Below are 22046 nucleotides of genomic sequence, written 5' to 3'. Positions count from 1 at the left end.
TTATTTAATTTACAGAAAATGTTGTTCCTTCTCTACCGTCTTTTAGTTGAATACCTAAAGCTAATAATTCGTCTCTAATTTGATCTGATAATGCCCAGTCTTTATTATCTCTAGCCTCTTTTCTTAACTTAATTAATAACTCAATTGTTCCATCTAATTTATTTGATCCTTGATCTTTAGTGTCATTTACTAACCCTAAAATATCAAATACAAAAGCATTCATTGTTTTTCTTAGTAATTCTAAATCGTCAGAAGTTATTGTTGCTTTATTATCTTTAATCTGATTAATGAATTTAACTGCATCAAAGAGTTTTGCTATTGCTATTGGTGAATTAAAATCATCATTCATAGCATCGTAGCACTCCTGTCTCCAATTTGAAACATTAAAAGAAGAATTTCCACTAGTTTTTAAAGTATTCAATAATGAAACTGCCTCCATTAAACGATTATAACCTTTTTCAGAAGCTAATAAACCATCATTAGAAAAATCTAAAACACTCCTGTAATTTGCCTGCATGATGAAGAAACGTACGACGCCAGGCCCGAAAGCTTTACTTAAAATTGAATTTTCACCTGTTAAAATTTCACCAGGTAAAATACTATTTCCAGTTGATTTAGACATTTTTTGCCCGTTTAACAACAACATATTAGCATGCATCCAATAATTAACTGGCTGAACTCCCGAACAAGCATGAGATTGTGCGATTTCACATTCGTGATGCGGGAATTTTAAATCCATTCCACCACCATGAATGTCAATTTGATCCCCTAAATATTTAGAGCTCATTACAGAACATTCTAAATGCCAACCAGGAAATCCATCTCCCCAAGGTGAAGGCCAACGCATAATATGAAATTCATTTGCTTGTTTCCAAAGAGCAAAATCTTGAGGATTTTTCTTTTCAGATTGTCCGTCTAAAGCTCTTGTATTATGAATTGCATCCTCTATATTTCTACCAGATAAAATTCCGTAATTGTTGCCTTCTTCATTATATTTAACAACATCAAAATAAACAGATCCATTCACTTCGTAAGCTAAACCTTTATCCATGATTTCTTTAATCATTTCAATTTGTTCAACAATATGACCTGTTGCAGTTGGTTCTATACTTGGAGGTAAAAAGTTATATTTTGCCGTGATTTCATGAAAATCTACAGTATAACGCTGTACAACTTCCATAGGCTCTATCTGTTCTAATCGTGCTTTTTTGACTATCTTATCTTCCCCTTCTTCAGCATCGCTTTCTAAGTGTCCTGCATCAGTAATATTTCTTACATAACGAACTTTATAACCTAAATGTAATAAATATCGAAACACCATATCGAATGACATAAATGTTCTTAAGTTTCCTAAATGTACGTTACTATATACTGTTGGTCCACAAACATACATTCCTACTCTTCCTTCTGTTACAGTTTTAAATACTTCTTTAGATTTAGAAAGTGAATTATAAATTTTCAGTTGATTTTCTTTGTATAGCTCCATTAAATTACACTATTTTGAAATGTAAATATAGGTACTTTTAATAAAGTGAAATCATAATTTTTTTAAAAAAGTACTTTTAGAAAATTTTGAGGATTTATGAGGTATACAATGTTTAAAATTAAACATTTCTAGTAGTGAGTCTGATTAATCTTTGGATTATTATATGTGGTTAAACAGGGGATATTCTGAAGTCTTTTCTCTCTTCCAAAGATTACAAAAAAGGTTAATGACTATTCGGTCACTAACCTTAAAATATAAATAAGTGTTTTTTTTATTGTTTAATCATTTCCAAAGCTTAATTCTCCATATTTTACATTCATATTAAACTTTGCATTCTTCGGAGCTCTTATAAAAATTAATCGTTTGACTTTCAACTTGCTTCTATTCTTTAAAACCATCTGAATTTTCTTACGTTCCTTCTTTTGTTTTTCTAATTTCTTGAGTTGTTTCTTTAATTTTTCTTGATTCTCCTTTAATTGTTTTTTAGCTTTTTCCATCAACTTTTTTGATTCTTCTTTCCACTCTTTCTGATAAGCTTTTATTTTCTTTTCTCGCTCTTTTTTATTCTTTTCTCTGTCTTTAAGAAAGATCATTAAATCCTGGTTTCCATGTAAAGAACCCGACATTGTAATATTAGAATCATCTGTAGCTATAGAAATTGACTTATCTCCTATTTTTACTTTTGCATTTTCCCCAAGTGCTTCTTTATTCTCTTCTTTCCAACGTTTTAAATAATCTTTGTCCTTTTTATATTTCTCAAAATCGAACTCTGTAAACATTTTGAATGTTGTAAAAGGTGGCATTGGTGGTGTAGGAGGCGCCATAATACCTGATATTGCTGGTGGTTCTGGTGGTAATGGCGGCATTATAAAATCTATGGAATCTAAAACGTCTAAACTACCAATAGAGTAATCTGATAAATCATTAACTATAAAACTATAATCGGGATCATCAAAATTGAATGAATGAAAGTTAAAACTTGGATTCGTTCTAGATTTAACATTTATTTTTTTGCTGTTTCCTGTAACATCAAAATCCCATTTCTCATAGAAATGATCTTTCATTTCTTGTGTTACCTCTTCTCCTTCGACCATCATGTATGCTTCTACTGTAACCTTATCCTTATTCCAAGTTTCTATTTGAATATCTGAATGTCTTGTATTAATATCAATAACCACATCAGATTTTACTTTAAACTCTTCCTTAAAATTCTTGTCTTTTTTCTGACTAAACACATGAAATGTACTTAGTAATAATACGAATGCTGTTGTTTTATATAACGATACTCTCATTGTTGTTTTCTTTAGTTTGCAGATCATTTAATTGATCTTTCAAATGAATTAAAAGTTGTAAACGTAATTGAAGATTTGTAATTAAAGAATTGATTGTTTTATTGGTTATACCTTCTTTTTTTAATTTCTGATTTAACCTTTTATAATCTGTATCTAGCTTACTAATCTTCTCAAAATACTCATCTAATAAGGCCTTATTATTTTGAGTCTCATTTAAACTTGCTATTTCATAATTTATAGCTGTTAAATAATAATCTTCTATTTTCTTCATTTCAGGAGATATCTCTCCTAAATTAACTTGTTCGGTTTCTACATTTTCTTTGGTTGATTCTATATGATTAGGATAAAATTTAATACCTAAGCCCAATAAAACAACTATAGATGCTACAGCATATAACCATTGAAATGATTTCTTTTTTTCAGGAAATGCCTCTTCTAATTTGTTTAAGAATCTTGCTTCATGATTTTGAGATAGCTCAATATTTTCCATTTCAAAATCTCTTACTACGTTTCTAATATCCTTCGGCATGGTTTGTAAATTTTAAATGTTCTTTTATTAACTTTTTTCCTCTCATTAAATGAGTTCTAGAGGTAACTTCTGTAATTCCTAGTATTTCTGAAATTTCTTTATGATCATATCCTTCCAGTAAATACAGTGTTAGTACTAACCTATATTTTTCTTTTTGTTTATTAATAGCTTCAATAATCATTTGTGATGTTACTGAATTATCTATTTCCCAAGTACTGTTCTCTTCTTGTACTTTATGAATTTCAGAATTGATAGAAACCATTACTAACTTTTTCTTTTTAAGCTCATCAATACTCTGATTTATAACAATTTTTTTTAACCAAGCTCCAAAACTTACTTCTCCTTTATAACTGGTTATATTTTTAAATGCTTTTATAAAAGCTTCTTGCATAATATCTTCCGCCAAAAATTGATCCTTTACATATCTGTAAGCAACTAAAAACATTGCTTTACTATAACTTTTGTAAAGCTGTAATTGTGCTTTCTTGTCATTCTTTTGACAGGCCCGAATTAATTTTTGATGAAATTGTTTAGTTGATTTCATTTATTGATTTCTTGTCTTAAAGACGACACATTTTTTAACGCGTTGCATTTTGAATAATTTTTTATTTCTAAATTTACAAATAGTATGATGTATACCTTGATTTATGGCAACTAATTCAAAATCAAATTTATCGGAAAAAGATGGAGTTTTACAACCAGAAACTACCAGTAAAACTTCTGCAGAAAAGATAAAACTGAATAGAAGGAAAAAAATTGATACCAAAGAATTTGTGGCTAAAATCCTTGACGGAGATATTACATTTCTAAGTAGGGCTATTACATTGGTTGAAAGTACAAACAAACGACATCAACAAAAAGCTAATGAAATTTTAAATGCATGCCTGCCTTACGCAAATAAATCTATTAGAATTGGAATTACGGGTGTACCCGGTGTTGGAAAAAGTACTTTCATTGAAAGTTTTGGAAAACATTTAACTTCTATAGGAAAAAAAGTAGCTGTTTTAGCTGTAGATCCTAGTAGTTCAGTGAATAGAGGAAGTATTTTAGGTGATAAAACTAGAATGGAACAACTTGTTGTTGATAAAGATGCATTTATTCGTCCTTCTCCTTCTGGTACATCACTTGGTGGTGTTGCACAAAAAACTAGAGAAAGTATAATTTTATGTGAAGCTGCTGGTTTTGATACTATTATTATTGAAACCGTTGGTGTTGGTCAAAGTGAAACTGCTGTACATTCTATGGTAGATTTTTTCTTGTTATTAAAATTATCTGGTGCTGGTGATGAATTACAAGGAATTAAACGTGGAATTATAGAAATGGCTGATGCCATTGTAATTAATAAGGCAGATGGCGATAATGTAAAAAATGCCAAAATCGCAAAAGTTGAATTTAATAGAGCTTTGCATTTATATCCTCCAAAAGAAAATGGTTGGCAACCAAAAGTACTCACAGCAAGCGCACTTAAAAATTCTGGAATTGATGCTATATATGAAATGATATTATCTTACATTGATTCTGCTAGAACTTCTGGTTATTTTGAAAAAAGACGAAATAACCAAAATAAACATTGGTTATTTTCAACTATAGAACAAGAATTAAAAAGACGTTTCTACGATAACACTGACGTGAATGATCAATTAAAAAAAGAAATCCATGAGTTAAACAATGGAAAAACTACACCTTTTTTTAGTGCCGATAAACTATTAAAATTGCTCAATAAAAGTTAAAAACGAACCGTTTATCGATGTTTAACACTTTTTAACTGATTTTTTTCTTTATTTTGATGTAAGAAATGAAACATTTTAAAGTCTAATTCGTTAAACATTGTGACTTTCGGGATAAAATGTGTCATAATAGTGTGTAAATAATTAATCCCCAACTTATGAGAAAAATAATATACTTATCATTTTTAATAGCGACCACCATCGCATGGGGTCAAAAGGAAACTTGTGATACTGATGAAAAGTTAATTGAAGATTTAAACAGTATTACAAAATGTACAGTTAAACAAACAAAAAATAAAAAGGATAAAAAGTCAAGACAAATTAGTGTTAGAGTATCTGCTTCTAAGAAACGTTTCTTGAAAAGAAGAAAAAAACATGCAGCTACTGAGGCTAATCAATTAAATAGTTCTGGTGTATCTACTATTGAAGGATCTTCAAACTTAAAGTCTTTAAAAATTAAAACAAACTTAGCTGCTTTAAAAAATAGTTTATCAAGAGAAGAACTAAGAGCTGCACAAAAGTTTGGTACAGTAGATGCTATTCCTGCATTTCCAAATTGTGAAAGTAATGGTGATCAATTAGAATGTTTCAATTCAGAAATGATCAAACATATACAAGAATATTTCATTTATCCTAACGAAGCTTTATTAAACAAACAAGAAGGTGAAGTTTGGGTGCGTTTTATCATCGATAAGAACGGAAATGTTACTAACATTAAAACTTTAGGACCTAAAGGAGGTAAAATTTTAAATGATGAAGCGGTTCGTGTAGTTTCTAATTTACCAAAGTTTAAACCAGCAACAAAAGACGGAAAACCTGTTTCTGTAAAATATGGGTTCCCTATTAATTTTTCTTTAGAAGATAATTAATATCAAAACATATATATTAAGAAAACCATCAATTATGAATTGATGGTTTTTATTTTTTAAATGGTTCCTATCTAAAATATTAATATAGAAATCATTTCAATCTTATAGCGTAACGAAAAGCTAAAAAATTTATGTTCCACTCACTTCTAAGGTGTCATAAGCTAAAAATACATTTTCTGGTAAATCCTTTTCAATTTCTGCATGAAAACCAAGTAACTCACTAATATGACTAAAATAAGCTTGTTTTGGCTTTAGTTCTTCCACTAGAGTCAATGCCTCTTCTAAAGTAGCATGTGTTTTATGAGAGTCTAAACGTAAAGCTGTAGTAATTAAAATATCTAAATCTCTTAATTTCTCTTTCTCCTCTTCAGGTATCCATTTTACATCTGTTAAATAAGCAATATTTCCAAAACGATAACCTAGAATAGGTAAATCTCCATGCATTACTCTAATGGGAGTTATTTTTACTCCATGAAATTCAAAAACATCATCCTTAGAAATTACATGTGATTTTACTTCTGGAGCTGAAGGATATCTATTTTCAGTGGTAAAAATATATTCGTATCTTTTTTCTAATGATTTTAAAACTCTTGCATCACTATATATAGGAACTGGACCCATTTTGTAATAATATGGTCTAATTTCATCAAAACCAGCAATATGATCTGCATGTTCATGAGTAAATAAAATACCTTTGATACTATCTACATCAGCTTTAATCATTTGCTGACGAAAATCTGGACCACAATCAATCACATAATTGATTTCTTCACCTTTATCTTCCCAAGAAAAAATAACAGATGATCTTAATCTCTTATCTTTTGGGTTCTCAGAAAATCTTACAGGACTTTTACTTGTAATCATTGGTACACCTGTGGATGTACCTGTTCCTAAAAATGTTACTTTTAACTCTTTTTTATCATTCATTGTCTCTACAAAAATAAGATAAAAATTGACTGATACTTTCTATTTTCAGTACATTTGTCAACGTAAACAAAAACAACTAAAATGGCTATAATCTTAAAAGGGGATCAAAAAATAAGCAGTGTCCCAACTTCTAAAATGAAGGCTCTTAGAATTAACTTAAATTCTAATATCTACGGGACATTTGCTGAAATTGGTGCTGGACAAGAGACTGCAAGAAATTTCTTTAGAGCTGGAGGAGCCTCAGGAACCATTGCAAAAGCAATGAGTGCTTATGATAAAGATTTCTCTGATGCTATTTATGGTATTGAAGATGATAGGCGTTATGTCACAGAATCTCGACTTAAGAAAATGCTTAGGCATGAAATTAATTTAATTGAAGACCGTTTAGATCGTAAAAAACATCCTGAAAAATTATTTTTTAGCTACGCAAATACTGTAACAACAATTGATTTTGCTAAAAAATTTAAAGGACATGGTTGGGTTGGAATCCGTTTTCAATTAGATCCGTTAGAAGATTATAATGAAATAGTACTACACTTACGTTTTAAAGAAACAGAAGCAAAACTTCAACAAGAAACTTTAGGTATCTTAGGAGTGAACTTAATTTATGGTGCTTTTTATTTAAACGACAATCCTAAAGAACTTTTAAAATCTTTTTATGACAATATAGACAAGGATAAACTAGAAATTGATATGATTAATTTCTCTGGTCCTCGTTTTATGTATGTAGATAATCGTTTGATGAGTTTACAACTTGTTAAAAATGGTATGACAAACGCTGTAATGTTTGGTCCTGATGGAAACAATTTATTACCTGCTCAAGTTTTATACAAAAAGAATATTCTTGCCCTACGTGGAAGCTTTAGACCAGTAACTAAAGTTAACATGGATATGTTCGAAAAGTCTAAAATTCAATTCTTAAACGAGAAAAAAGTAAACCCAGAAAAAACACAAATTATTTTCGAAATCACGCTAAGTAATTTAAGAGCTGAAGGTGAAATTAACGAACGTGACTTCTTAGACCGTGCAGAATTATTATGTTCATTAGGTCAGAATGTAATGATTACAAATTATCAAGAATACTACAGATTAGTAGAATACTTTAGCGAATTTACCAAAGAAAGAATGGGACTTGCTATGGGGGTTAATAACCTAGTTCAAATCTTTGATGAGAAATATTACCGCAATATAAGTGGTGGTATTTTAGAAGCTTTTGGGAAATTATTCTATAAAGATCTTAAAATATATCTTTATCCGTACAAGGACAAAGAAACAAATGAATACATTAAAAGTACATCCGAGAATTAAAGAATTATACAAATTCTTTAAAATTAATGGTAGACTTGTAGACATTGAGGATTTTGATCCTGAAATATTATCTATTTTCTCTAGAGAAGTATTAAAAAAGATTCAAGAAGGACAAGATGGTTGGCAAGAATTATTACCATCAGGAATTTCTGAGATGATCGAAGAAAAACGCTTGTTTGGATGCTCTAGAAGAAAATAATTCTTTTTTTAAATTAAACCTTTTACTAATTTTAAAGTCATAATGAAAAACCAATTCATTTGACTGACGAAATTACATTAGTATCACAATTACGAAATGTAGCTACTAAAGAAGCTGCATTTCGTAATTTAATATCGCAATACAAAGAGCGTTTGTATTGGCACATAAGAAAAATAGTAATATCGCACGACGATACTGATGATGTATTACAAAATACTTTTATTAAAATATTTAAAAGTATCGATAATTTTAAAGGGGAAAGTAAGTTGTACTCTTGGATGTATAGAATAGCAACTAACGAAGCCATTACTTTTTTAAATAAGAGAGCAAAACAGAATAATGTTGATATTTCTGATTATAAACAACAAATCGTTTCAAATTTAAAAAGTGATGATTGGTTCTCTGGCGACGAAATACAAATCATCTTACAAAAAGCAATAGCTACACTTCCACAAAAACAACAGCTAGTTTTTAATATGAAATACTTTGATGACCTAAAGTATCAAGAAATTTCTGATGTTTTAGATACATCTGTTGGAGCTTTAAAAGCATCGTATTTTCATGCCGTAAAAAAAATTGAAGAATTTATTAAAAATTATAATTAAACCTTTTCGTATTTCTGAGGTCTAACTAATAGAAATGAATCAAAACAAAGAACATAACGACGATTTTTTGAACCAAAAATTTGGTAAGAATACTGGTTTCAATATGCCAGATAATTACTTTAATGATTTGGAAAACGATCTAATGAGTAAATTGATAGTAGATGATTTGCCAGAAAAATGTGGTTTTGAAATTCCTGAATCTTATTTAGATACTTTAGAAAATAAAATTCTTGATAAAACTAAGGATGATACTAGCAATAAAACAAAAGTAATTTCACTACGAAAGAGAATTGTAAAGTTTACATCTTATGCAGCAGCTGCCTCAATATTAATATTTATTAGTATTCAATTTATAAATACAAATCCTTCTACGGAAGAAAATATTGTTACTATAGACGATTGGTTCGAAAATAATGATGTAACAACAGATGAACTAGCTTTACTATTTGATGATCAAGATTTTTCGGAAAATGACTTATCTTACACGCTTGAAAATGATAGCGTAGAAGATTATTTAGATAATATTGACAATTCATCTTTACTAGACGAAATACAGTAAATGAAATTTGAAGAAATGAAAAAAACAATACTTTTTTTAATAGTAACTTTTGTAGTTTTTACTACATATGCACAAAGACCAGATAAGTCAAAAATAATGAGAGCAAAAAAAATAGCTTTTATTACTGAGAATTTAGATTTATCTGAACAAGAAGCAGAAAAATTTTGGCCTTTGTATAATAAATTTGATAAAGCCAAGCGTAAGTTATACAAACAAGAAAAAGAAGAAATTAGAAATAAGATTAGATCAGCTGGTGGATTAGATAACGTTAGCGAAGATGAAGCTAAAAGATATTTAAAGTTATTCCACAAAATAAAAGCTTCTCATGAAGAAATTAAAGCTTCTTTTCATAATGATCTTTTAGTATTCTTGTCTGCTAAAAAGGTTTTAAAGTTAGAAATTTTAGAACATCGTTTCAATAAAAACATGATAAAACGATTTAAAGAAAGAAGAGGAAGAAATAGAAGAAATCAGTAATTAAATTATATTTTGTAGAAACTAAAAAAGAAGCTTTAAAGCTTCTTTTTTTTTATTTATTATCAATTACTCCCATACAAACATAAAGTTCTGGTTTGTTAGCAGTATATTGCTTTACCCAAATAACTAATTCATCTACTTCATAGGGTAATAATCTTTTCATTGCTTTTTCTAATTCTTTACAAAATAGTTCTGTATTAAAACTCACTTTTTGTAATACCACCTTGGTATATTCGAACATTGCTCTAGGCATAAGTTAAGGGAATTTGAATTATTACATTTTAAATATACAAAAAAATAAAAAGCATTTTGTTAAAATACTACCAAAAAAAAGCTCTATTTCTTAAAGAAATAGAGCTAATTAACTAATTAATAAGTGTTTTTATAAAGCATTAACTTTGTCTACTAAAGCTTTTGCTTTTTGTTCTAATTCAGAACTTATGCTTTTAAAGTGAGATCTTTTATTTTCTACATCTTTAGCATTAACCTTATCTAATAATTCATCAAAAGCAGTAATAGCTTCGTCAATTATTCCTTGAGATGTAGCAGTATCAGCTCCAGGGTTTTCTAACTCCCATAAATAACATTCTTCAATAATATCTCCTAGAGTATAATTGATATCTTTCTTTAAATTTTTAACGCTTGCCATAATTAAAATTTTTGACAAAATTACTCGATTTTATCTAAACCCTTCTGAAAATTTTCAAAAAACTTACCAACATGATACCCATCTACCAAAGCATGATTCACATTAACTGCTACGGGCATTAATAGTTTAGAATTCCCCTTAAATACTTTACCAAAAGACAATTGTGGAACACTACTATTTTTATCTCCAGAAACTGGTTCTTTATGACTTGTAAACGTAAACCAAGGGATAGCAGAACAGTGATAACATCCTAAAGAGTATTTTGGAGGAAAAAGGTGGGTTGAGTTTAAAATACGTTCTTTTTCAGCTAAAAAATTATGATGAAAAACTTCATAATCTTCATCAAACTCTATAAATGAAAAACCAAAAGTTTTATCTTCTCTTAAAATTGTTGCTGAAGCATCTAACTTCTCATAAATTGTGATTTTATCTTCCTCAAGTCTATATCTAAAATTTTCTACAGAATTTAATGCTTTAGTACACTCATGCAAATATGTTGTAAAAAAAGATTTTTGTTTTATTTTACAGATACTATACACATTAGTAACATCTACATTTACCACAGTTGCAAAAGTAGGATCATTTAACGTTAAAAAATGTTCATATATTTCTTTCCTATTCCAAGTTTCAATATCTAAATATGATTTCATTTTAATAAATCGATAACTTCTTTAATATTAGACAATGTTTTGTAATCTGTTGTTGACTTTTGTTCTTTAGACACTGTTTCGTGCGCCCAAGTAGTATGAAAAGGAATATGAATTGCTGAAGCTCCTACTTCAATTAGAGGCAACACATCTGATTTTAAAGAATTTCCTATCATTAATAAATCCGCAGGATTAATATCTAATCTTTGTAACATTTTTTTGTAGTCAATAGGCTTTTTTTCACTCATTACCTCTACATGATGAAAATATTTAGAAATTCCAGATTTCTCTAGTTTACGTTGCTGATCTAGTAAATCACCTTTAGTTGCTACAATTAATTTATACTTTCCTTGGAGTTGCTGTAAAACCTCTTCTACTCCATCTAGTAACTCTATTGGTTTTTCTAACATTTCTTTACCAATATTAAGGATTCGATCTAAAGTTTTCTGAGGTATTTGATAGTTAGATAATTCTAAAGCACATTCTATCATAGAAAGTGTAAAACCTTTTACACCATATCCGTACAATTCTAAATTATCTATTTCCTTTTTGAATAACTCTTGATGAATTTTATTTTCAGTTTCGTAATCATTTAAGAGAGCAGCAAATTCATTTTCTGCATCTCTAAAATAAGTTTCATTTACCCATAAGGTATCATCGGCATCAAAGGCAATTACTTTAATATCTTTATACATTTTTAAAATAATTTTTTAGCTTTTTCTAAATCCTCAGGTGTATCTATACCGATAGATTCTACAGAAGTTTCAATCATTTTTATTTTTTTTCCTACTTCTAAATAACGAATTGCTTCTATTTTTTCTGCTGCTTCTAAAGGAGTCATTGGTGTATTATAAAAATCCATTAAAGCATTTTTTCTAAATGCATAAACACCTTTATGTTTGAAATACTTCACTTTTAAAGTTTGATCTCTATGATAAGGAATTACAGATCTTGAAAAATAAATTGCAAAATCGTTCTGATCGGTAATTACTTTTACATTATTAGGGTTTTCTATATCTTCTATAGTATTCATTTCTACTTTTAAAGAAGCTAAATCTATTTCATGATTCATATCGTCTTTAAATACTTCAATTAATTTACTCAGTGAAACTTCGTCTATAAAAGGTTCATCTCCTTGAACATTAATCACAATATCCACATCTAAATCTTCAACAGCCTCAGCAATTCTATCAGAACCACAATCATGTTCTTTTTTACTCATAATTACCTTTCCATCTGCAGCCTTAATTACATCATAAATAACATCTGAATCGGTTACAACATATACGTCATCGAATAATTTCGTATGTAATGCACTTTCATAAGTACGTAAAATAACAGGTTTCCCTGCTAAGTCTTTCATCAGTTTCCCAGGGAATCGACTTGCGTTAAATCGAGCAGGAATCATTGCGATAATTTTCATAAAAAATGGTCATTAGAATGGGTCAAAGATACATATTTACATATTCTGAAAATAGCACTTTAAAAATGTTAAAAAACCAAAACTTTAACATTTATAATATGGAGTCGGTTTTGTCGCTGATAGTAATCTGACTATGTTTGAGTAAATTCTTTTGTAAGTTAATTTGGTTTGTTTGTTTAAAAAGCTCAAAACGTAGATTTTGGGCTTTTTATCTTATATACACCTCTAAGAGTTCAGATTTTTCAACTGATTTAAGCTTAAATTCTTTGAGTTTTGCAGGAACTAATACTGTTTCGCCAGCTATTAAAATTTCTTCTTGATTTTTGTGTACAAAACTAACCTTACCAGATACGCACATGTATATTACAAAACTATCTTTGTCTTGATGATTTATGAATAATTCTCCTTCGATCGGTAAAACATTCGTTGTAAAATACGGACACGATACGATTTCTGATGAAGAATTCAAGCTTTCATCGTAAGAAGTTGTATAATCAGGAATAGCAGTAAAATCTATGGCGTCTAGAGCTAATTCTGTATGTAATTCTCTATAATTTCCTTCTGAATCTTGACGATCCCAATCATAAATACGATACGTAATATCTGAAGTTTGTTGAATTTCAGCTAATAAAACTCCTGCTCCAATAGCATGAATTCTTCCAGTAGGAATAAAATACACATCACCTTTTTTAACCTCATCTACATTTAAAATATCTAAAAGTGATTTATTATTTAAATGTTTTAAATATTCTTCTTTATTACTGTTTTGCTGAAATCCCACAATTAAGTTCGCTTTTTCATCTGCTTGCATCACGTACCACATTTCCGTCTTACCAAATGAATCATGACGCTCTTTAGCTAATTTATCATTTGGATGCAATTGAATGCTTAATGGAGTTTTAGCATCTATGAACTTTATCAGTAAAGGAAATTTATTTCCAAATTGCTTAAAAACTTTATCACCAACTAAATCTGCTTGATAAGTTTTTATTAATTCTTTCAAATCTTTTCCTTTTAAATCTCCATTAGAAACTACAGAAGTATCACCTTTTACATCAGAAATCTCCCAGCTTTCGCCTAAGTTATCAGATTCAGAGTTTTTATTTAAATGTGTACGTAACTTGCTACCTCCCCATATCTTTTCTTTTAATATGGGTCTAAATTTGATGAATTGATTAAGCATTTTTTTGAGTAATATTAACTTCCTGAGTAAGTTACAAAATTCCTCGGAGTTTCATATAACGTAATTTCCATATCTAAGTCCTCTGATATATGTGTTCTCAATTTGTTATATATAACTACAGAAATGTTTTCAGCTGTTGGATTTAGATCTTTAAACTCTTCAACTTCTATATTTAAGTTCTTATGATCAAAAGCTTCTTCTATTTCTTCTTTTATGATCTGTTTTAGTTTTCCTAAATCATAAACATAACCTGTTTCTTTATCAATTTCTCCTGTTAAAGATACTATTAACTCATAATTATGACCATGAAAATAGGTGTTACTACATTTATTGAATACCTCAAAATTTTTCTCATCAGACCAATCTTTTCTATATAATCTATGAGCTGCATTAAAATGAGCTTTTCTGTGTACAGTTACTCTAGGCATTTATTTGTTATGATTAAAGTTAGCTATTTTGTCGTATGATTTTTCAAAAATTATTTTAAACCAAGCGGTATATTCATGAGGATTTTTTTTGATATCAGATTTTACATCATCTAATAACATCCATTTATAACTTTCTACTTCTTCAGGATTAATTTTTGGTTCTCCGTTGTAATATCCAATCATTACATGATCTAATTCATGTTCAGTAAGACCATTATCAAAAGGAGCTTTGTATATAAAAGAAAAAACTTCTTCTAAATCACAAGAAAAACCCATTTCTTCTTGTAAACGTCTTTTTCCAGCTTCAATATTATGTTCGCCTTGTCTTTGATGTGAGCAACAAGTATTGGTCCACAACAAAGGAGAGTGGTATTTTTCCTTAGCTCTTTGCTGAAGCATTAATTCGTTTTTATCATTAAATATAAATACTGAAAAAGCCCTGTGAAGTAATGCTTTTTCATGAGCTTCCATTTTAGGCATTAATCCAACTTCATTGTCTTGCTCATCAACTAAAATTACGTTTTCTGTCATACAATACAAATGTAAGGAATTATATCTCCTACAAAAAGTGTAGATATAAATCATTCTTATGTAAACATCAACTATATTTACACTTTCATTAAAATAAAACTCATGAAATTTTTAAGATTTTTTATCTTATTCTTTATCTGCTTTTCGGTGTGGAATTGTACACAAACTAAAAAAGAAACAATACAGCCAAAAGCTGAGCCTGCTATCATAAAAAAAGAAGATGAAAAAAAGAAACTAGTAATAAAAAAGGAAATAACACCTAGCTGGGATACTTTAACTAAAAAAAATGCTCAAGAGTTTTTTAAGAAATATGGAGAATTAAATAAAGAAACAAAAGTTATCATAAAAACTAGCTTTGGAAATATTAAATTGAAATTATATAACGATACTCCTATCCATAGAGCTAATTTTATTTTTTTAACTAAAATTAAATATTTTAATACTGCATATTTTTATCGAGTAACAAAAGGATTTGTTGTTCAAGGAGGTGATTCTGATTTACAATCTACTGCTAGATTTAGAAAAAAATATCAACATTATCGATTAAAACCAGAGATCAGAAAAAGAAGAAGACATCGCTACGGTTCACTAGCTGCAGCCAAAGATGCAGAAAATAATCCAAAAAAATTATCTAGTCCTTTTAACTTTTACATTGTACAAAGTAAAAACGGCGCAAAACACCTAGATGGAAACCATACTGTATTTGGTGAAGTAATTTCTGGGTTCTCTACTATTGAAAAAATCGCACAGGTTAGAGTTGGTAGTGACGATTGGCCGCTCGTAGATATTCCAATGACTGTTGAAATTATTGAATAGTTCTAATACTAGAGCTAAATTAAAACAAATTTTTGCTCTAGTATATTTTTTTTACCAATCGTTCGGTAATTTAAAATATTTTTATATCTTTGTCTCATGAGACCACAAAAAGTATTAGATATTGAAATTTTAGCCGGATTAAGTAAAGCATTCCGTTCGAAAGGATATGAAGGTACTAGTTTAAAAGATTTATCTGATGCAACTGGATTAAAAAAAGCTAGTTTATATCATAGATTTCCTGATGGAAAAAAAGGTATGGCTGATGCCGTTTTAAATCACATTGATAATTGGGTTGATGAAAAAGTTTTTTTTGAATTATTAAATACAGAAAAAAATCCTAAAGAAAGATTGAAAACAGGTTTAGAAGCAGTTAGAGTTTTATATGAAGGCGGAGAAGAAACTTGTATTTTTAGAGCATTATCTATGCAGTCTAGCTTAGAATTATTTGAAAGTCAAATTAGTGGAGGAATGCAAAAATGGATCAATACATTTGAAACATTAGGTCTTGCTTTGGACTTCTCCCCTACTAACGCAAAAGAAAAAGCATATCAAACTTTAATTAAAATTCAAGGTAGTTTAATCGTTACCAAAGGACTTAATGATATTTCTGTTTTTGAAAATACTTTAGTACAAATAGAAAATGAATATTTAGATCAGTAAAAAATTTTAAATTTAAATTTTACCGAATGTTCGGTAACTAAAAATAAAAACATGAAAAAACATCCATTACCTCCATTTACTTTGGAGACAGCTAAACAAAAAGTTCAAATGGCAGAAGATGCTTGGAACAGTAAAAACCCTATTAAAGTATCTGAAGCATATTCAATAGATACCGAATGGAGAAATCGTGATCAATTTATTAATGGTAGAAAAGAAGTACAAGCTTTTTTATCGAATAAATGGAATGTAGAACTTAACTATAAACTTAAAAAAGAGTTGTGGGCTTTTTCTGAAAATCGTATTGCAGTGAGGTTCGAATATGAATATGAAAATGATGAAGGACAATGGTTTAGAGCATATGGAAATGAAAACTGGGAATTTGATGAAAACGGACTTATGAAAAAACGATACGCTAGTATCAATGATTTGAAAATTAAAGAAACAGATAGAAAATTATAAAACAAACTACATGAAACTTCTAAAACCTTTACTCTTTTCTTTTATCGCTTTGGCAATTAGTTGTCAGAAAAAAGAAATACAAAAACAAACAACAACAATACAACAAAACACAATGACACAAATTAAATATAAAAAGCAAACCGTTAATGGAGTATCAATTGCTTACAGAGAAGCAGGAAATCCGAAAAATCCAACTATCGTTTTATTACATGGTTTCCCAACTTCATCTCATCAATATAGAAAAGTGTTAGCACAACTTGCAGATGAGTATCATCTTATTGCTCCTGATTACCCTGGGTTTGGTAATAGTGACTTCCCTCCTATTGATCAATATGAATATACTTTCGATAACATTGCTAATACGATTAATACATTCTTAGAAGAAAAAGGAATTGATTCTTATGCCATAATGATTCAAGATTATGGGGCTCCAATTGGTTTTAGATTAGCAACTGCACATCCAGAAAGAATTACAGCTATTATAAATCAAAACGGTAATGCTTACGAAGAAGGTTTAGGTGATGCGTGGAAAGGAATTAGAGAGTTATGGGCAAATCGTAACGAAGAAACTGAAAATGCCTTATTACCTGCTTTTTCTTTAGAAGGATTAGAATGGCAATACACGCATGGAACAAGAGATCCGGAAAATGTAAATCCAGATACTTGGAACTTAGATTATTTAAGATTATCTCGACCAGGTTCACATAAAATGCATTTAAATTTATTTTACGATTATCAAAACAATGTAAAACTATATCCAAAATGGCAGCAATATTTAAGAGACAATCAACCTCCTCTTTTAATTGTTTGGGGTAAAAACGATGCTTTCTTCCCTGAAAGTGGTGCAGCAGCATTCAAAAAAGATGTTAAAAAAATAGATTATAATATATATGATACAGGTCATTTTGCTTTGGAAGAAGATGGCAAAGAAATCATTCAAAAAATTAGAGCTTTCATGAAAAATATTCAGAAAAAATAAGCCTTCAAATTTCATTTTAGATTAGTAGAAAAGTGTGAGTCATAGTACTTGCGCTTTTCTTTTTTATAAACACTTCTTTAGTAATTGGATAAAACTCTAAACACTTGGCTCTTTTTTGAATTAGATATATCTTTACGCCCTCAATTATAGCTAATGAGTTTTTTAGAAGAAATACAAAAAAGAAGAACATTCGGAATTATATCTCATCCTGATGCGGGTAAAACAACATTAACAGAAAAACTATTACTTTTTGGTGGAGCCATTCAAGAAGCTGGTGCTGTAAAAAGTAATAAAGTTAAAAAAGGTGCTACTTCCGATTTCATGGAAATTGAACGTCAGCGTGGTATTTCTGTTGCAACCTCTGTTCTAGCTTTCAATTATAAAGAAAAGAAAATTAATATTCTTGATACTCCTGGTCACAAGGATTTTGCTGAAGATACATTTAGAACGTTAACTGCTGTAGATAGTGTGATTGTTGTTATTGATGTAGCAAAAGGTGTCGAGGAACAAACTGAAAAACTAGTTGAAGTTTGTAGAATGCGTAATATCCCAATGATTGTTTTTATCAATAAGTTGGACCGTGAAGGTAAAGATGCATTTGATCTTTTAGACGAAGTTGAACAAAAATTAGGATTAAAAGTTACACCTTTAAGTTTCCCTATCGGAATGGGTTACGACTTTAAAGGAATCTATAACATTTGGGAAAAGAAAATCAATATTTTCTCTGGTGATAACAAGCAAACTATTTCTGAAGGTGTTGAATTTGATGATATAAACAATCCTAAATTAGATGAACTTGTTGGAGAAGATGCTGCTGATACACTTCGTGAAGAATTAGAACTGGTTTATGAAGTATATCCTGACTTTGATAAAAAGGCTTATGATGATGGACAATTACAACCTGTGTTCTTTGGTTCTGCACTAAATAATTTTGGAGTTAAAGAATTATTAGATTGTTTTATTGATATTGCTCCAAATCCACAACCTAAAATGTCGGATACTCGTTTAGTGGACTCTAAAGAAAATAAATTAACAGGATTTGTTTTCAAAATTCACGCAAATATGGATCCTAAACACAGAGACCGTTTAGCTTTCGTAAAAATCGTTTCAGGAACATTCAAAAGAAATACTCCATATTTACACGTTCGTAATAACAAAAAAGTAAAGTTTTCTAGTCCGAATGCTTTCTTTGCTGAAAAGAAAGAAATTGTTGAAGAATCTTTTGCTGGTGATATTGTTGGACTTCACGATACAGGTAACTTCAAAATTGGAGATACATTAACTGAAGGAGAAAAATTAAACTTCAAAGGAATTCCGAGTTTCTCTCCAGAACATTTCCGTTATGTAAATAATGCAGATCCTTTAAAGGCAAAACAATTATATAAAGGTTTAGACCAATTAATGGATGAAGGTGTTGCACAGTTATTTACTTTAGATATGAACGGACGAAGAATTATTGGTACCGTTGGTGCACTTCAGTACGAAGTAATTCAATACCGTTTAGAGCATGAATACAATGCTAAATGTACATACGAAAACATTGCTGTACATAAAGCTTGTTGGGTAGAACCTGAAGATGAAAAGAACGAAGAATTCAAAGAATTCAAACGAGTAAAGCAACGTTATTTAGCTAAAGACAAACAGGGACAATTAGTTTTCTTAGCAGATTCTCCGTTTACCATTCAAATGACACAAAGTAAATTTCCAACAGTGAAATTACATTTTACTAGTGAATTCAATTAATTTTTGATTTATGAAAAAAACGATTCAGTTCATTTTTCTTCTTTTTGTGACTACAACCGTATTTGGTCAAAAAGACATTTCTGAATTAAAAGGAAAAGAATTAAACAACAGAGTTCGTTTGAATTTTATTCCGGTTTCTATGCCAGATAATGCCACATTTACTGAATCTACAATGGGATTGGTCGGATTGCATTATCAAATTCCTTTTAACGATTGGTTATATGGTGGAGCTGGTTTTCATTTTGCTGTAACTGGAGATCAAGGTGGATTGTTCACTTTAGGTGCAGAACTAGGAATCAACAAAAAAATAATTGACAATCTTTATTTTGATGCTAACTTCCACTTCGGTGGCGGTGGTGGTTATAGAGTTTTAGTAAATGATGGAGCATTTATCAATCCAAATATTGGTTTACAATACAAAAAGAAAAACTATAGTTTTGGAGTACAATTCAGTCATTTAAACTTTTATACTGGTAGTATTAAAGATAATTCTGTTTCTTTCTTTGTTGAAATTCCAAGTATTTTCAGATATACAGATTATGAAAATGCAAATCAAGAATTCACAAACACTTTGGGTAAGGATTCATATTGGAAAAGACCTGTTGTTAAAAACACACAGCAAGTTCGTTTCGACTTCTTCTTCCCTTTCGGAGATTCTAAAAAAGATAATGGAGATCCTTTAGATACTACGTTATATGTATTAGGTTTCGAATATCAGAAGTATGTAAACGAGAATACATTTTTATTTGCACATACCGATGCTATATATAAAGGATTAAGAGCTGGTTTTATGGATTTATTTGTTGGTGCTGGTTATCATCCGTATCAATCAAAGTATATCAATGTTTTTGGAAAACTGGCTGTTGGTGCAGCTGGTGGAAGAATTGCTCCTGAAGGCGGATTAACTGTTTATCCTTCTGCTGGATTAGATTTAAAAATTTCTGACAATCTAGCACTAAGCGGACATGGTGGATATTACCGAGCTTTAGATGGAGACTTTGAAGCTTACACTTTAGGTTTCGGATTAAAATATATGAACTTGAGTAGTGGAATTGAAACTTCAGACGGGACACCAAATACAAACTTTAAAACTCAAGGAATTTCAGCATCTATACAAAATCAGACGTATTTTAAAGTTCAAAAAACAGATGATCCCAATAATGTATTGGTAACCGATTTACAATTATTAGCTTTAAACTTTACTTATGATATCTTTAATAATGTATACTTAATTGGTGAAGCTGGTTTTGCTTATGGAGGAAGATCTGGTGGTTACGCACATGGATTGGCTGGTTTTGGTGTAAAAACAAATACATTTTTGAATCATAAGGTAAATGCTTTTGTAAATTTAGTTGGAGGTGCTGCTGGTGGTGCTGGTGTAGATACTGATGAAGGAATTGTAGCAAGACCAACTATAGGATTCAATTATTTCGCAACTAACAATATAGCTTTACACGTTTCTGGTGGAAAATTATATTCGCCTTTCGGAAATGTAAATTCAAACAACTTTAATATAGGTATAAGTTATAACTTTGCCTCACTTAAAAATAACACTGACAAATAATAATTTATAATGAATAACGGAATATACGCAAAGTTCACTACTCCTAAAGGAGACATTTTAGTGAATTTAGAATACGAAAAAACTCCTGGAACAGTTGGCAACTTTGTTGCTTTAGCTGAAGGAAACTTAGAAAACTCAGCTCGTCCTCAAGGTGAGCCTTACTATAATGGATTAAAATTTCATAGAGTTATTGCTGATTTTATGATTCAAGGTGGTTGCCCACAAGGAACAGGTACTGGAAATCCAGGTTATAAGTTTGACGATGAAATTCACCCAGAATTAAAGCACGATGCTCCTGGAAAACTTTCTATGGCAAATGCAGGACCAGGAACTAACGGTTCTCAATTCTTTATTACTCATGTTGCTACTCCATGGTTAGACGGAAAGCATACTGTTTTCGGTAGTGTAATTGAAGGACAAGATGTTGTTGATGCTGTTGAGCAAGGTGACGATATGAATGTTGAAATTTTAAGAGTTGGTGAAACTGCTGAAGCTTGGAATGCAGTTGAGGCTTTTAGATCTTTTGAAGGAGAACGTGAAAAAAGAGAAGCTGCTGAAAAAGCTAAGCAAAAAGAACTTTTAGATCAAGTTGCTGCTGGTTATGATGAAACTCCAAGTGGATTACGCTATAAAATCATTCAAAAAGGTGAAGGAAAAAAAGCAACTAAAGGAGCAATGGTTTCTGTACACTATAAAGGACAATTATTAGACGGAACTGTATTTGATTCTTCATACAAGCGTAAACAACCAATTGATTTTGCTATTGGAGTTGGTCAAGTAATTCCTGGATGGGATGAAGGAATCCAATTATTACAAGTTGGAGACAAAGCACGCTTGGTTATTCCTTCTGACTTAGCTTATGGCTCTAGTGGAGCTGGTGGAGTAATTCCTCCAGACGCTACTCTTATTTTTGATGTAGAATTAATGAATGTGAAATAATTTAGTTAAATAACTAAGAATAACTCAATAAAAAGTCGATTTATTAA

The 22046-nt window shown here is 29.9% G+C and carries 25 protein-coding genes and 1 pseudogene; 13 read left to right on the top strand and 13 right to left on the bottom strand.

The window, feature by feature from the left end; genetic code table 11:
- Positions 1-4 precede the first annotated feature (4 nt).
- From cysS to AQ1685_RS07540, 4 genes are all read right to left on the bottom strand, one after another.
- Positions 5-1486 (bottom strand): cysteine--tRNA ligase, encoded by a 1482-nt coding sequence (gene cysS, locus AQ1685_RS07555; RefSeq protein ID WP_095070891.1) that lies wholly within the window; start codon positions 1484-1486, stop codon positions 5-7.
- 278 nt (positions 1487-1764) lie between these two features.
- Positions 1765-2778, bottom strand: a complete 1014-nt coding sequence (locus AQ1685_RS07550; RefSeq protein ID WP_095070889.1) for a hypothetical protein — start codon at positions 2776-2778, stop codon at positions 1765-1767.
- Complete coding sequence (locus AQ1685_RS07545; RefSeq protein ID WP_095070888.1) at positions 2759-3307, bottom strand: hypothetical protein; 549 nt, start codon at positions 3305-3307, stop codon at positions 2759-2761. Before AQ1685_RS07545 ends, AQ1685_RS07550 begins: the two co-directional genes overlap by 20 nt.
- Positions 3291-3851 (bottom strand): RNA polymerase sigma factor, encoded by a 561-nt coding sequence (locus AQ1685_RS07540; RefSeq protein ID WP_095070886.1) that lies wholly within the window; start codon positions 3849-3851, stop codon positions 3291-3293. The genes AQ1685_RS07545 and AQ1685_RS07540 overlap by 17 nt, the downstream gene beginning before the upstream one ends.
- Positions 3852-3954: 103 nt before the next feature.
- On the opposite strand from AQ1685_RS07540, the gene meaB reads away from it, so the two are divergent.
- Positions 3955-5037, top strand: a complete 1083-nt coding sequence (gene meaB / locus AQ1685_RS07535; RefSeq protein WP_095070885.1) for a methylmalonyl Co-A mutase-associated GTPase MeaB — start codon at positions 3955-3957, stop codon at positions 5035-5037.
- A 155-nt stretch (positions 5038-5192) separates the two neighbouring features.
- On the top strand, positions 5193-5903 hold the full coding sequence (locus AQ1685_RS07530; protein WP_095070884.1) for an energy transducer TonB: 711 nt from the start codon (positions 5193-5195) through the stop codon (positions 5901-5903).
- 129 nt (positions 5904-6032) lie between these two features.
- Here the strand turns inward: AQ1685_RS07530 and AQ1685_RS07525 are convergent, their stop codons facing one another.
- Positions 6033-6830: an MBL fold metallo-hydrolase gene (locus AQ1685_RS07525; RefSeq protein WP_095070882.1), complete on the bottom strand. Its 798-nt coding sequence runs from the start codon at positions 6828-6830 to the stop codon at positions 6033-6035.
- Positions 6831-6911: 81 nt separating this feature from the next.
- On the opposite strand from AQ1685_RS07525, the pseudogene AQ1685_RS07520 reads away from it, so the two are divergent.
- From AQ1685_RS07520 to AQ1685_RS07505, 4 genes and pseudogenes are all read left to right on the top strand, one after another.
- Positions 6912-8337 (top strand): annotated as a pseudogene (locus AQ1685_RS07520) (TonB-dependent receptor).
- A gap of 59 nt (positions 8338-8396) precedes the next feature.
- A complete protein-coding gene (locus AQ1685_RS07515) occupies positions 8397-8942 on the top strand; it encodes an RNA polymerase sigma factor (protein ID WP_095070881.1) in 546 nt (181 codons plus the stop codon).
- A gap of 34 nt (positions 8943-8976) precedes the next feature.
- Positions 8977-9501 carry a hypothetical protein gene (locus AQ1685_RS07510; RefSeq protein WP_095070879.1) on the top strand — a complete coding sequence of 175 codons (525 nt, stop codon included), beginning with the start codon at positions 8977-8979 and terminating at the stop codon, positions 9499-9501.
- Between the two features lie 15 nt (positions 9502-9516).
- A complete protein-coding gene (locus tag AQ1685_RS07505; RefSeq protein ID WP_157730147.1) occupies positions 9517-9978 on the top strand; it encodes a hypothetical protein in 462 nt (153 codons plus the stop codon).
- A gap of 52 nt (positions 9979-10030) precedes the next feature.
- On the opposite strand, the gene AQ1685_RS07500 is transcribed toward AQ1685_RS07505, so the two are convergent.
- From AQ1685_RS07500 to idi, 8 genes are all read right to left on the bottom strand, one after another.
- Positions 10031-10231, bottom strand: a complete 201-nt coding sequence (locus AQ1685_RS07500; RefSeq protein ID WP_095070876.1) for a hypothetical protein — start codon at positions 10229-10231, stop codon at positions 10031-10033.
- 129 nt (positions 10232-10360) lie between these two features.
- Positions 10361-10627: a hypothetical protein gene (locus AQ1685_RS07495; protein ID WP_095070874.1), complete on the bottom strand. Its 267-nt coding sequence runs from the start codon at positions 10625-10627 to the stop codon at positions 10361-10363.
- A 20-nt stretch (positions 10628-10647) separates the two neighbouring features.
- Positions 10648-11277: a CatA-like O-acetyltransferase gene (locus AQ1685_RS07490; RefSeq protein ID WP_095070872.1), complete on the bottom strand. Its 630-nt coding sequence runs from the start codon at positions 11275-11277 to the stop codon at positions 10648-10650.
- Positions 11274-11969, bottom strand: coding sequence for an HAD family hydrolase (locus tag AQ1685_RS07485; protein WP_095070870.1), 696 nt, complete (start codon positions 11967-11969; stop codon positions 11274-11276). The genes AQ1685_RS07490 and AQ1685_RS07485 overlap by 4 nt, the downstream gene beginning before the upstream one ends.
- A 2-nt stretch (positions 11970-11971) precedes the next feature.
- Complete coding sequence (gene kdsB, locus AQ1685_RS07480; protein ID WP_095070868.1) at positions 11972-12697, bottom strand: 3-deoxy-manno-octulosonate cytidylyltransferase; 726 nt, start codon at positions 12695-12697, stop codon at positions 11972-11974.
- Between the two features lie 208 nt (positions 12698-12905).
- Positions 12906-13880, bottom strand: a complete 975-nt coding sequence (locus tag AQ1685_RS07475; protein WP_095070866.1) for a type I phosphomannose isomerase catalytic subunit — start codon at positions 13878-13880, stop codon at positions 12906-12908.
- A 14-nt stretch (positions 13881-13894) separates the two neighbouring features.
- The gene (locus AQ1685_RS07470) at positions 13895-14308 is read right to left on the bottom strand and encodes a 6-pyruvoyl trahydropterin synthase family protein (RefSeq protein WP_095070864.1); all 414 of its coding nucleotides are present in this window, start codon (positions 14306-14308) and stop codon (positions 13895-13897) included.
- Entirely contained in the window at positions 14309-14839 is a 531-nt protein-coding gene (idi, locus tag AQ1685_RS07465) for an isopentenyl-diphosphate Delta-isomerase (protein WP_095070862.1), read from the bottom strand. It abuts the gene before it with no gap.
- 102 nt (positions 14840-14941) lie between these two features.
- Here idi and AQ1685_RS07460 point away from each other — a divergent pair, with 102 nt between their 5' ends.
- From AQ1685_RS07460 to AQ1685_RS07430, 7 genes are all read left to right on the top strand, one after another.
- The gene (locus tag AQ1685_RS07460) at positions 14942-15655 is read left to right on the top strand and encodes a peptidylprolyl isomerase (RefSeq protein WP_095070860.1); all 714 of its coding nucleotides are present in this window, start codon (positions 14942-14944) and stop codon (positions 15653-15655) included.
- A 96-nt stretch (positions 15656-15751) separates the two neighbouring features.
- Positions 15752-16315 carry a TetR/AcrR family transcriptional regulator gene (locus tag AQ1685_RS07455; RefSeq protein WP_095070858.1) on the top strand — a complete coding sequence of 188 codons (564 nt, stop codon included), beginning with the start codon at positions 15752-15754 and terminating at the stop codon, positions 16313-16315.
- A gap of 51 nt (positions 16316-16366) precedes the next feature.
- Positions 16367-16774, top strand: a complete 408-nt coding sequence (locus AQ1685_RS07450) for a nuclear transport factor 2 family protein (RefSeq protein WP_095070856.1) — start codon at positions 16367-16369, stop codon at positions 16772-16774.
- Positions 16775-16784: 10 nt separating this feature from the next.
- A complete protein-coding gene (locus AQ1685_RS07445; RefSeq protein WP_231970262.1) occupies positions 16785-17753 on the top strand; it encodes an alpha/beta fold hydrolase in 969 nt (322 codons plus the stop codon).
- Positions 17754-17906: 153 nt separating this feature from the next.
- On the top strand, positions 17907-19496 hold the full coding sequence (locus AQ1685_RS07440) for a peptide chain release factor 3 (protein WP_095070854.1): 1590 nt from the start codon (positions 17907-17909) through the stop codon (positions 19494-19496).
- Between the two features lie 10 nt (positions 19497-19506).
- Positions 19507-21060, top strand: a complete 1554-nt coding sequence (locus AQ1685_RS07435; protein ID WP_095070852.1) for a hypothetical protein — start codon at positions 19507-19509, stop codon at positions 21058-21060.
- Between the two features lie 9 nt (positions 21061-21069).
- On the top strand, positions 21070-21999 hold the full coding sequence (locus tag AQ1685_RS07430) for a peptidylprolyl isomerase (protein WP_095070850.1): 930 nt from the start codon (positions 21070-21072) through the stop codon (positions 21997-21999).
- The last annotated feature ends 47 nt before the right edge of the window (positions 22000-22046 follow it).

The organism is Tenacibaculum jejuense (assembly GCF_900198195.1).
GTDB lineage: Bacteria > Bacteroidota > Bacteroidia > Flavobacteriales > Flavobacteriaceae > Polaribacter > Polaribacter jejuensis.
The sequence above is the reverse complement of the archived record's forward strand: the minus strand, read 5'-3'. Positions and strand labels throughout refer to the sequence as shown.

Excerpts from the sequence above, each read along its gene's own strand:
- AQ1685_RS07440 (WP_095070854.1), top strand. The coding sequence starts at position 17,907 with ATGAGTTTTTTAGAAGAAATACAAAAAAGAAGAACATTCGGAATTATA.
- AQ1685_RS07485 (WP_095070870.1), bottom strand. The coding sequence starts at position 11,969 with ATGTATAAAGATATTAAAGTAATTGCCTTTGATGCCGATGATACCTTA.
- AQ1685_RS07525 (WP_095070882.1), bottom strand. The coding sequence starts at position 6,830 with ATGAATGATAAAAAAGAGTTAAAAGTAACATTTTTAGGAACAGGTACA.
- AQ1685_RS07470 (WP_095070864.1), bottom strand. The coding sequence starts at position 14,308 with ATGCCTAGAGTAACTGTACACAGAAAAGCTCATTTTAATGCAGCTCAT.
- cysS (WP_095070891.1), bottom strand. The coding sequence starts at position 1,486 with ATGGAGCTATACAAAGAAAATCAACTGAAAATTTATAATTCACTTTCT.
- kdsB (WP_095070868.1), bottom strand. The coding sequence starts at position 12,697 with ATGAAAATTATCGCAATGATTCCTGCTCGATTTAACGCAAGTCGATTC.
- AQ1685_RS07435 (WP_095070852.1), top strand. The coding sequence starts at position 19,507 with ATGAAAAAAACGATTCAGTTCATTTTTCTTCTTTTTGTGACTACAACC.
- AQ1685_RS07450 (WP_095070856.1), top strand. The coding sequence starts at position 16,367 with ATGAAAAAACATCCATTACCTCCATTTACTTTGGAGACAGCTAAACAA.
- AQ1685_RS07495 (WP_095070874.1), bottom strand. The coding sequence starts at position 10,627 with ATGGCAAGCGTTAAAAATTTAAAGAAAGATATCAATTATACTCTAGGA.
- AQ1685_RS07530 (WP_095070884.1), top strand. The coding sequence starts at position 5,193 with ATGAGAAAAATAATATACTTATCATTTTTAATAGCGACCACCATCGCA.
- AQ1685_RS07490 (WP_095070872.1), bottom strand. The coding sequence starts at position 11,277 with ATGAAATCATATTTAGATATTGAAACTTGGAATAGGAAAGAAATATAT.
- AQ1685_RS07445 (WP_231970262.1), top strand. The coding sequence starts at position 16,785 with ATGAAACTTCTAAAACCTTTACTCTTTTCTTTTATCGCTTTGGCAATT.
- AQ1685_RS07460 (WP_095070860.1), top strand. The coding sequence starts at position 14,942 with ATGAAATTTTTAAGATTTTTTATCTTATTCTTTATCTGCTTTTCGGTG.
- meaB (WP_095070885.1), top strand. The coding sequence starts at position 3,955 with ATGGCAACTAATTCAAAATCAAATTTATCGGAAAAAGATGGAGTTTTA.
- AQ1685_RS07475 (WP_095070866.1), bottom strand. The coding sequence starts at position 13,880 with ATGCTTAATCAATTCATCAAATTTAGACCCATATTAAAAGAAAAGATA.
- AQ1685_RS07540 (WP_095070886.1), bottom strand. The coding sequence starts at position 3,851 with ATGAAATCAACTAAACAATTTCATCAAAAATTAATTCGGGCCTGTCAA.
- AQ1685_RS07510 (WP_095070879.1), top strand. The coding sequence starts at position 8,977 with ATGAATCAAAACAAAGAACATAACGACGATTTTTTGAACCAAAAATTT.
- AQ1685_RS07550 (WP_095070889.1), bottom strand. The coding sequence starts at position 2,778 with ATGAGAGTATCGTTATATAAAACAACAGCATTCGTATTATTACTAAGT.
- AQ1685_RS07430 (WP_095070850.1), top strand. The coding sequence starts at position 21,070 with ATGAATAACGGAATATACGCAAAGTTCACTACTCCTAAAGGAGACATT.
- AQ1685_RS07505 (WP_157730147.1), top strand. The coding sequence starts at position 9,517 with ATGAAAAAAACAATACTTTTTTTAATAGTAACTTTTGTAGTTTTTACT.
- AQ1685_RS07500 (WP_095070876.1), bottom strand. The coding sequence starts at position 10,231 with ATGCCTAGAGCAATGTTCGAATATACCAAGGTGGTATTACAAAAAGTG.
- AQ1685_RS07455 (WP_095070858.1), top strand. The coding sequence starts at position 15,752 with ATGAGACCACAAAAAGTATTAGATATTGAAATTTTAGCCGGATTAAGT.
- AQ1685_RS07545 (WP_095070888.1), bottom strand. The coding sequence starts at position 3,307 with ATGCCGAAGGATATTAGAAACGTAGTAAGAGATTTTGAAATGGAAAAT.
- idi (WP_095070862.1), bottom strand. The coding sequence starts at position 14,839 with ATGACAGAAAACGTAATTTTAGTTGATGAGCAAGACAATGAAGTTGGA.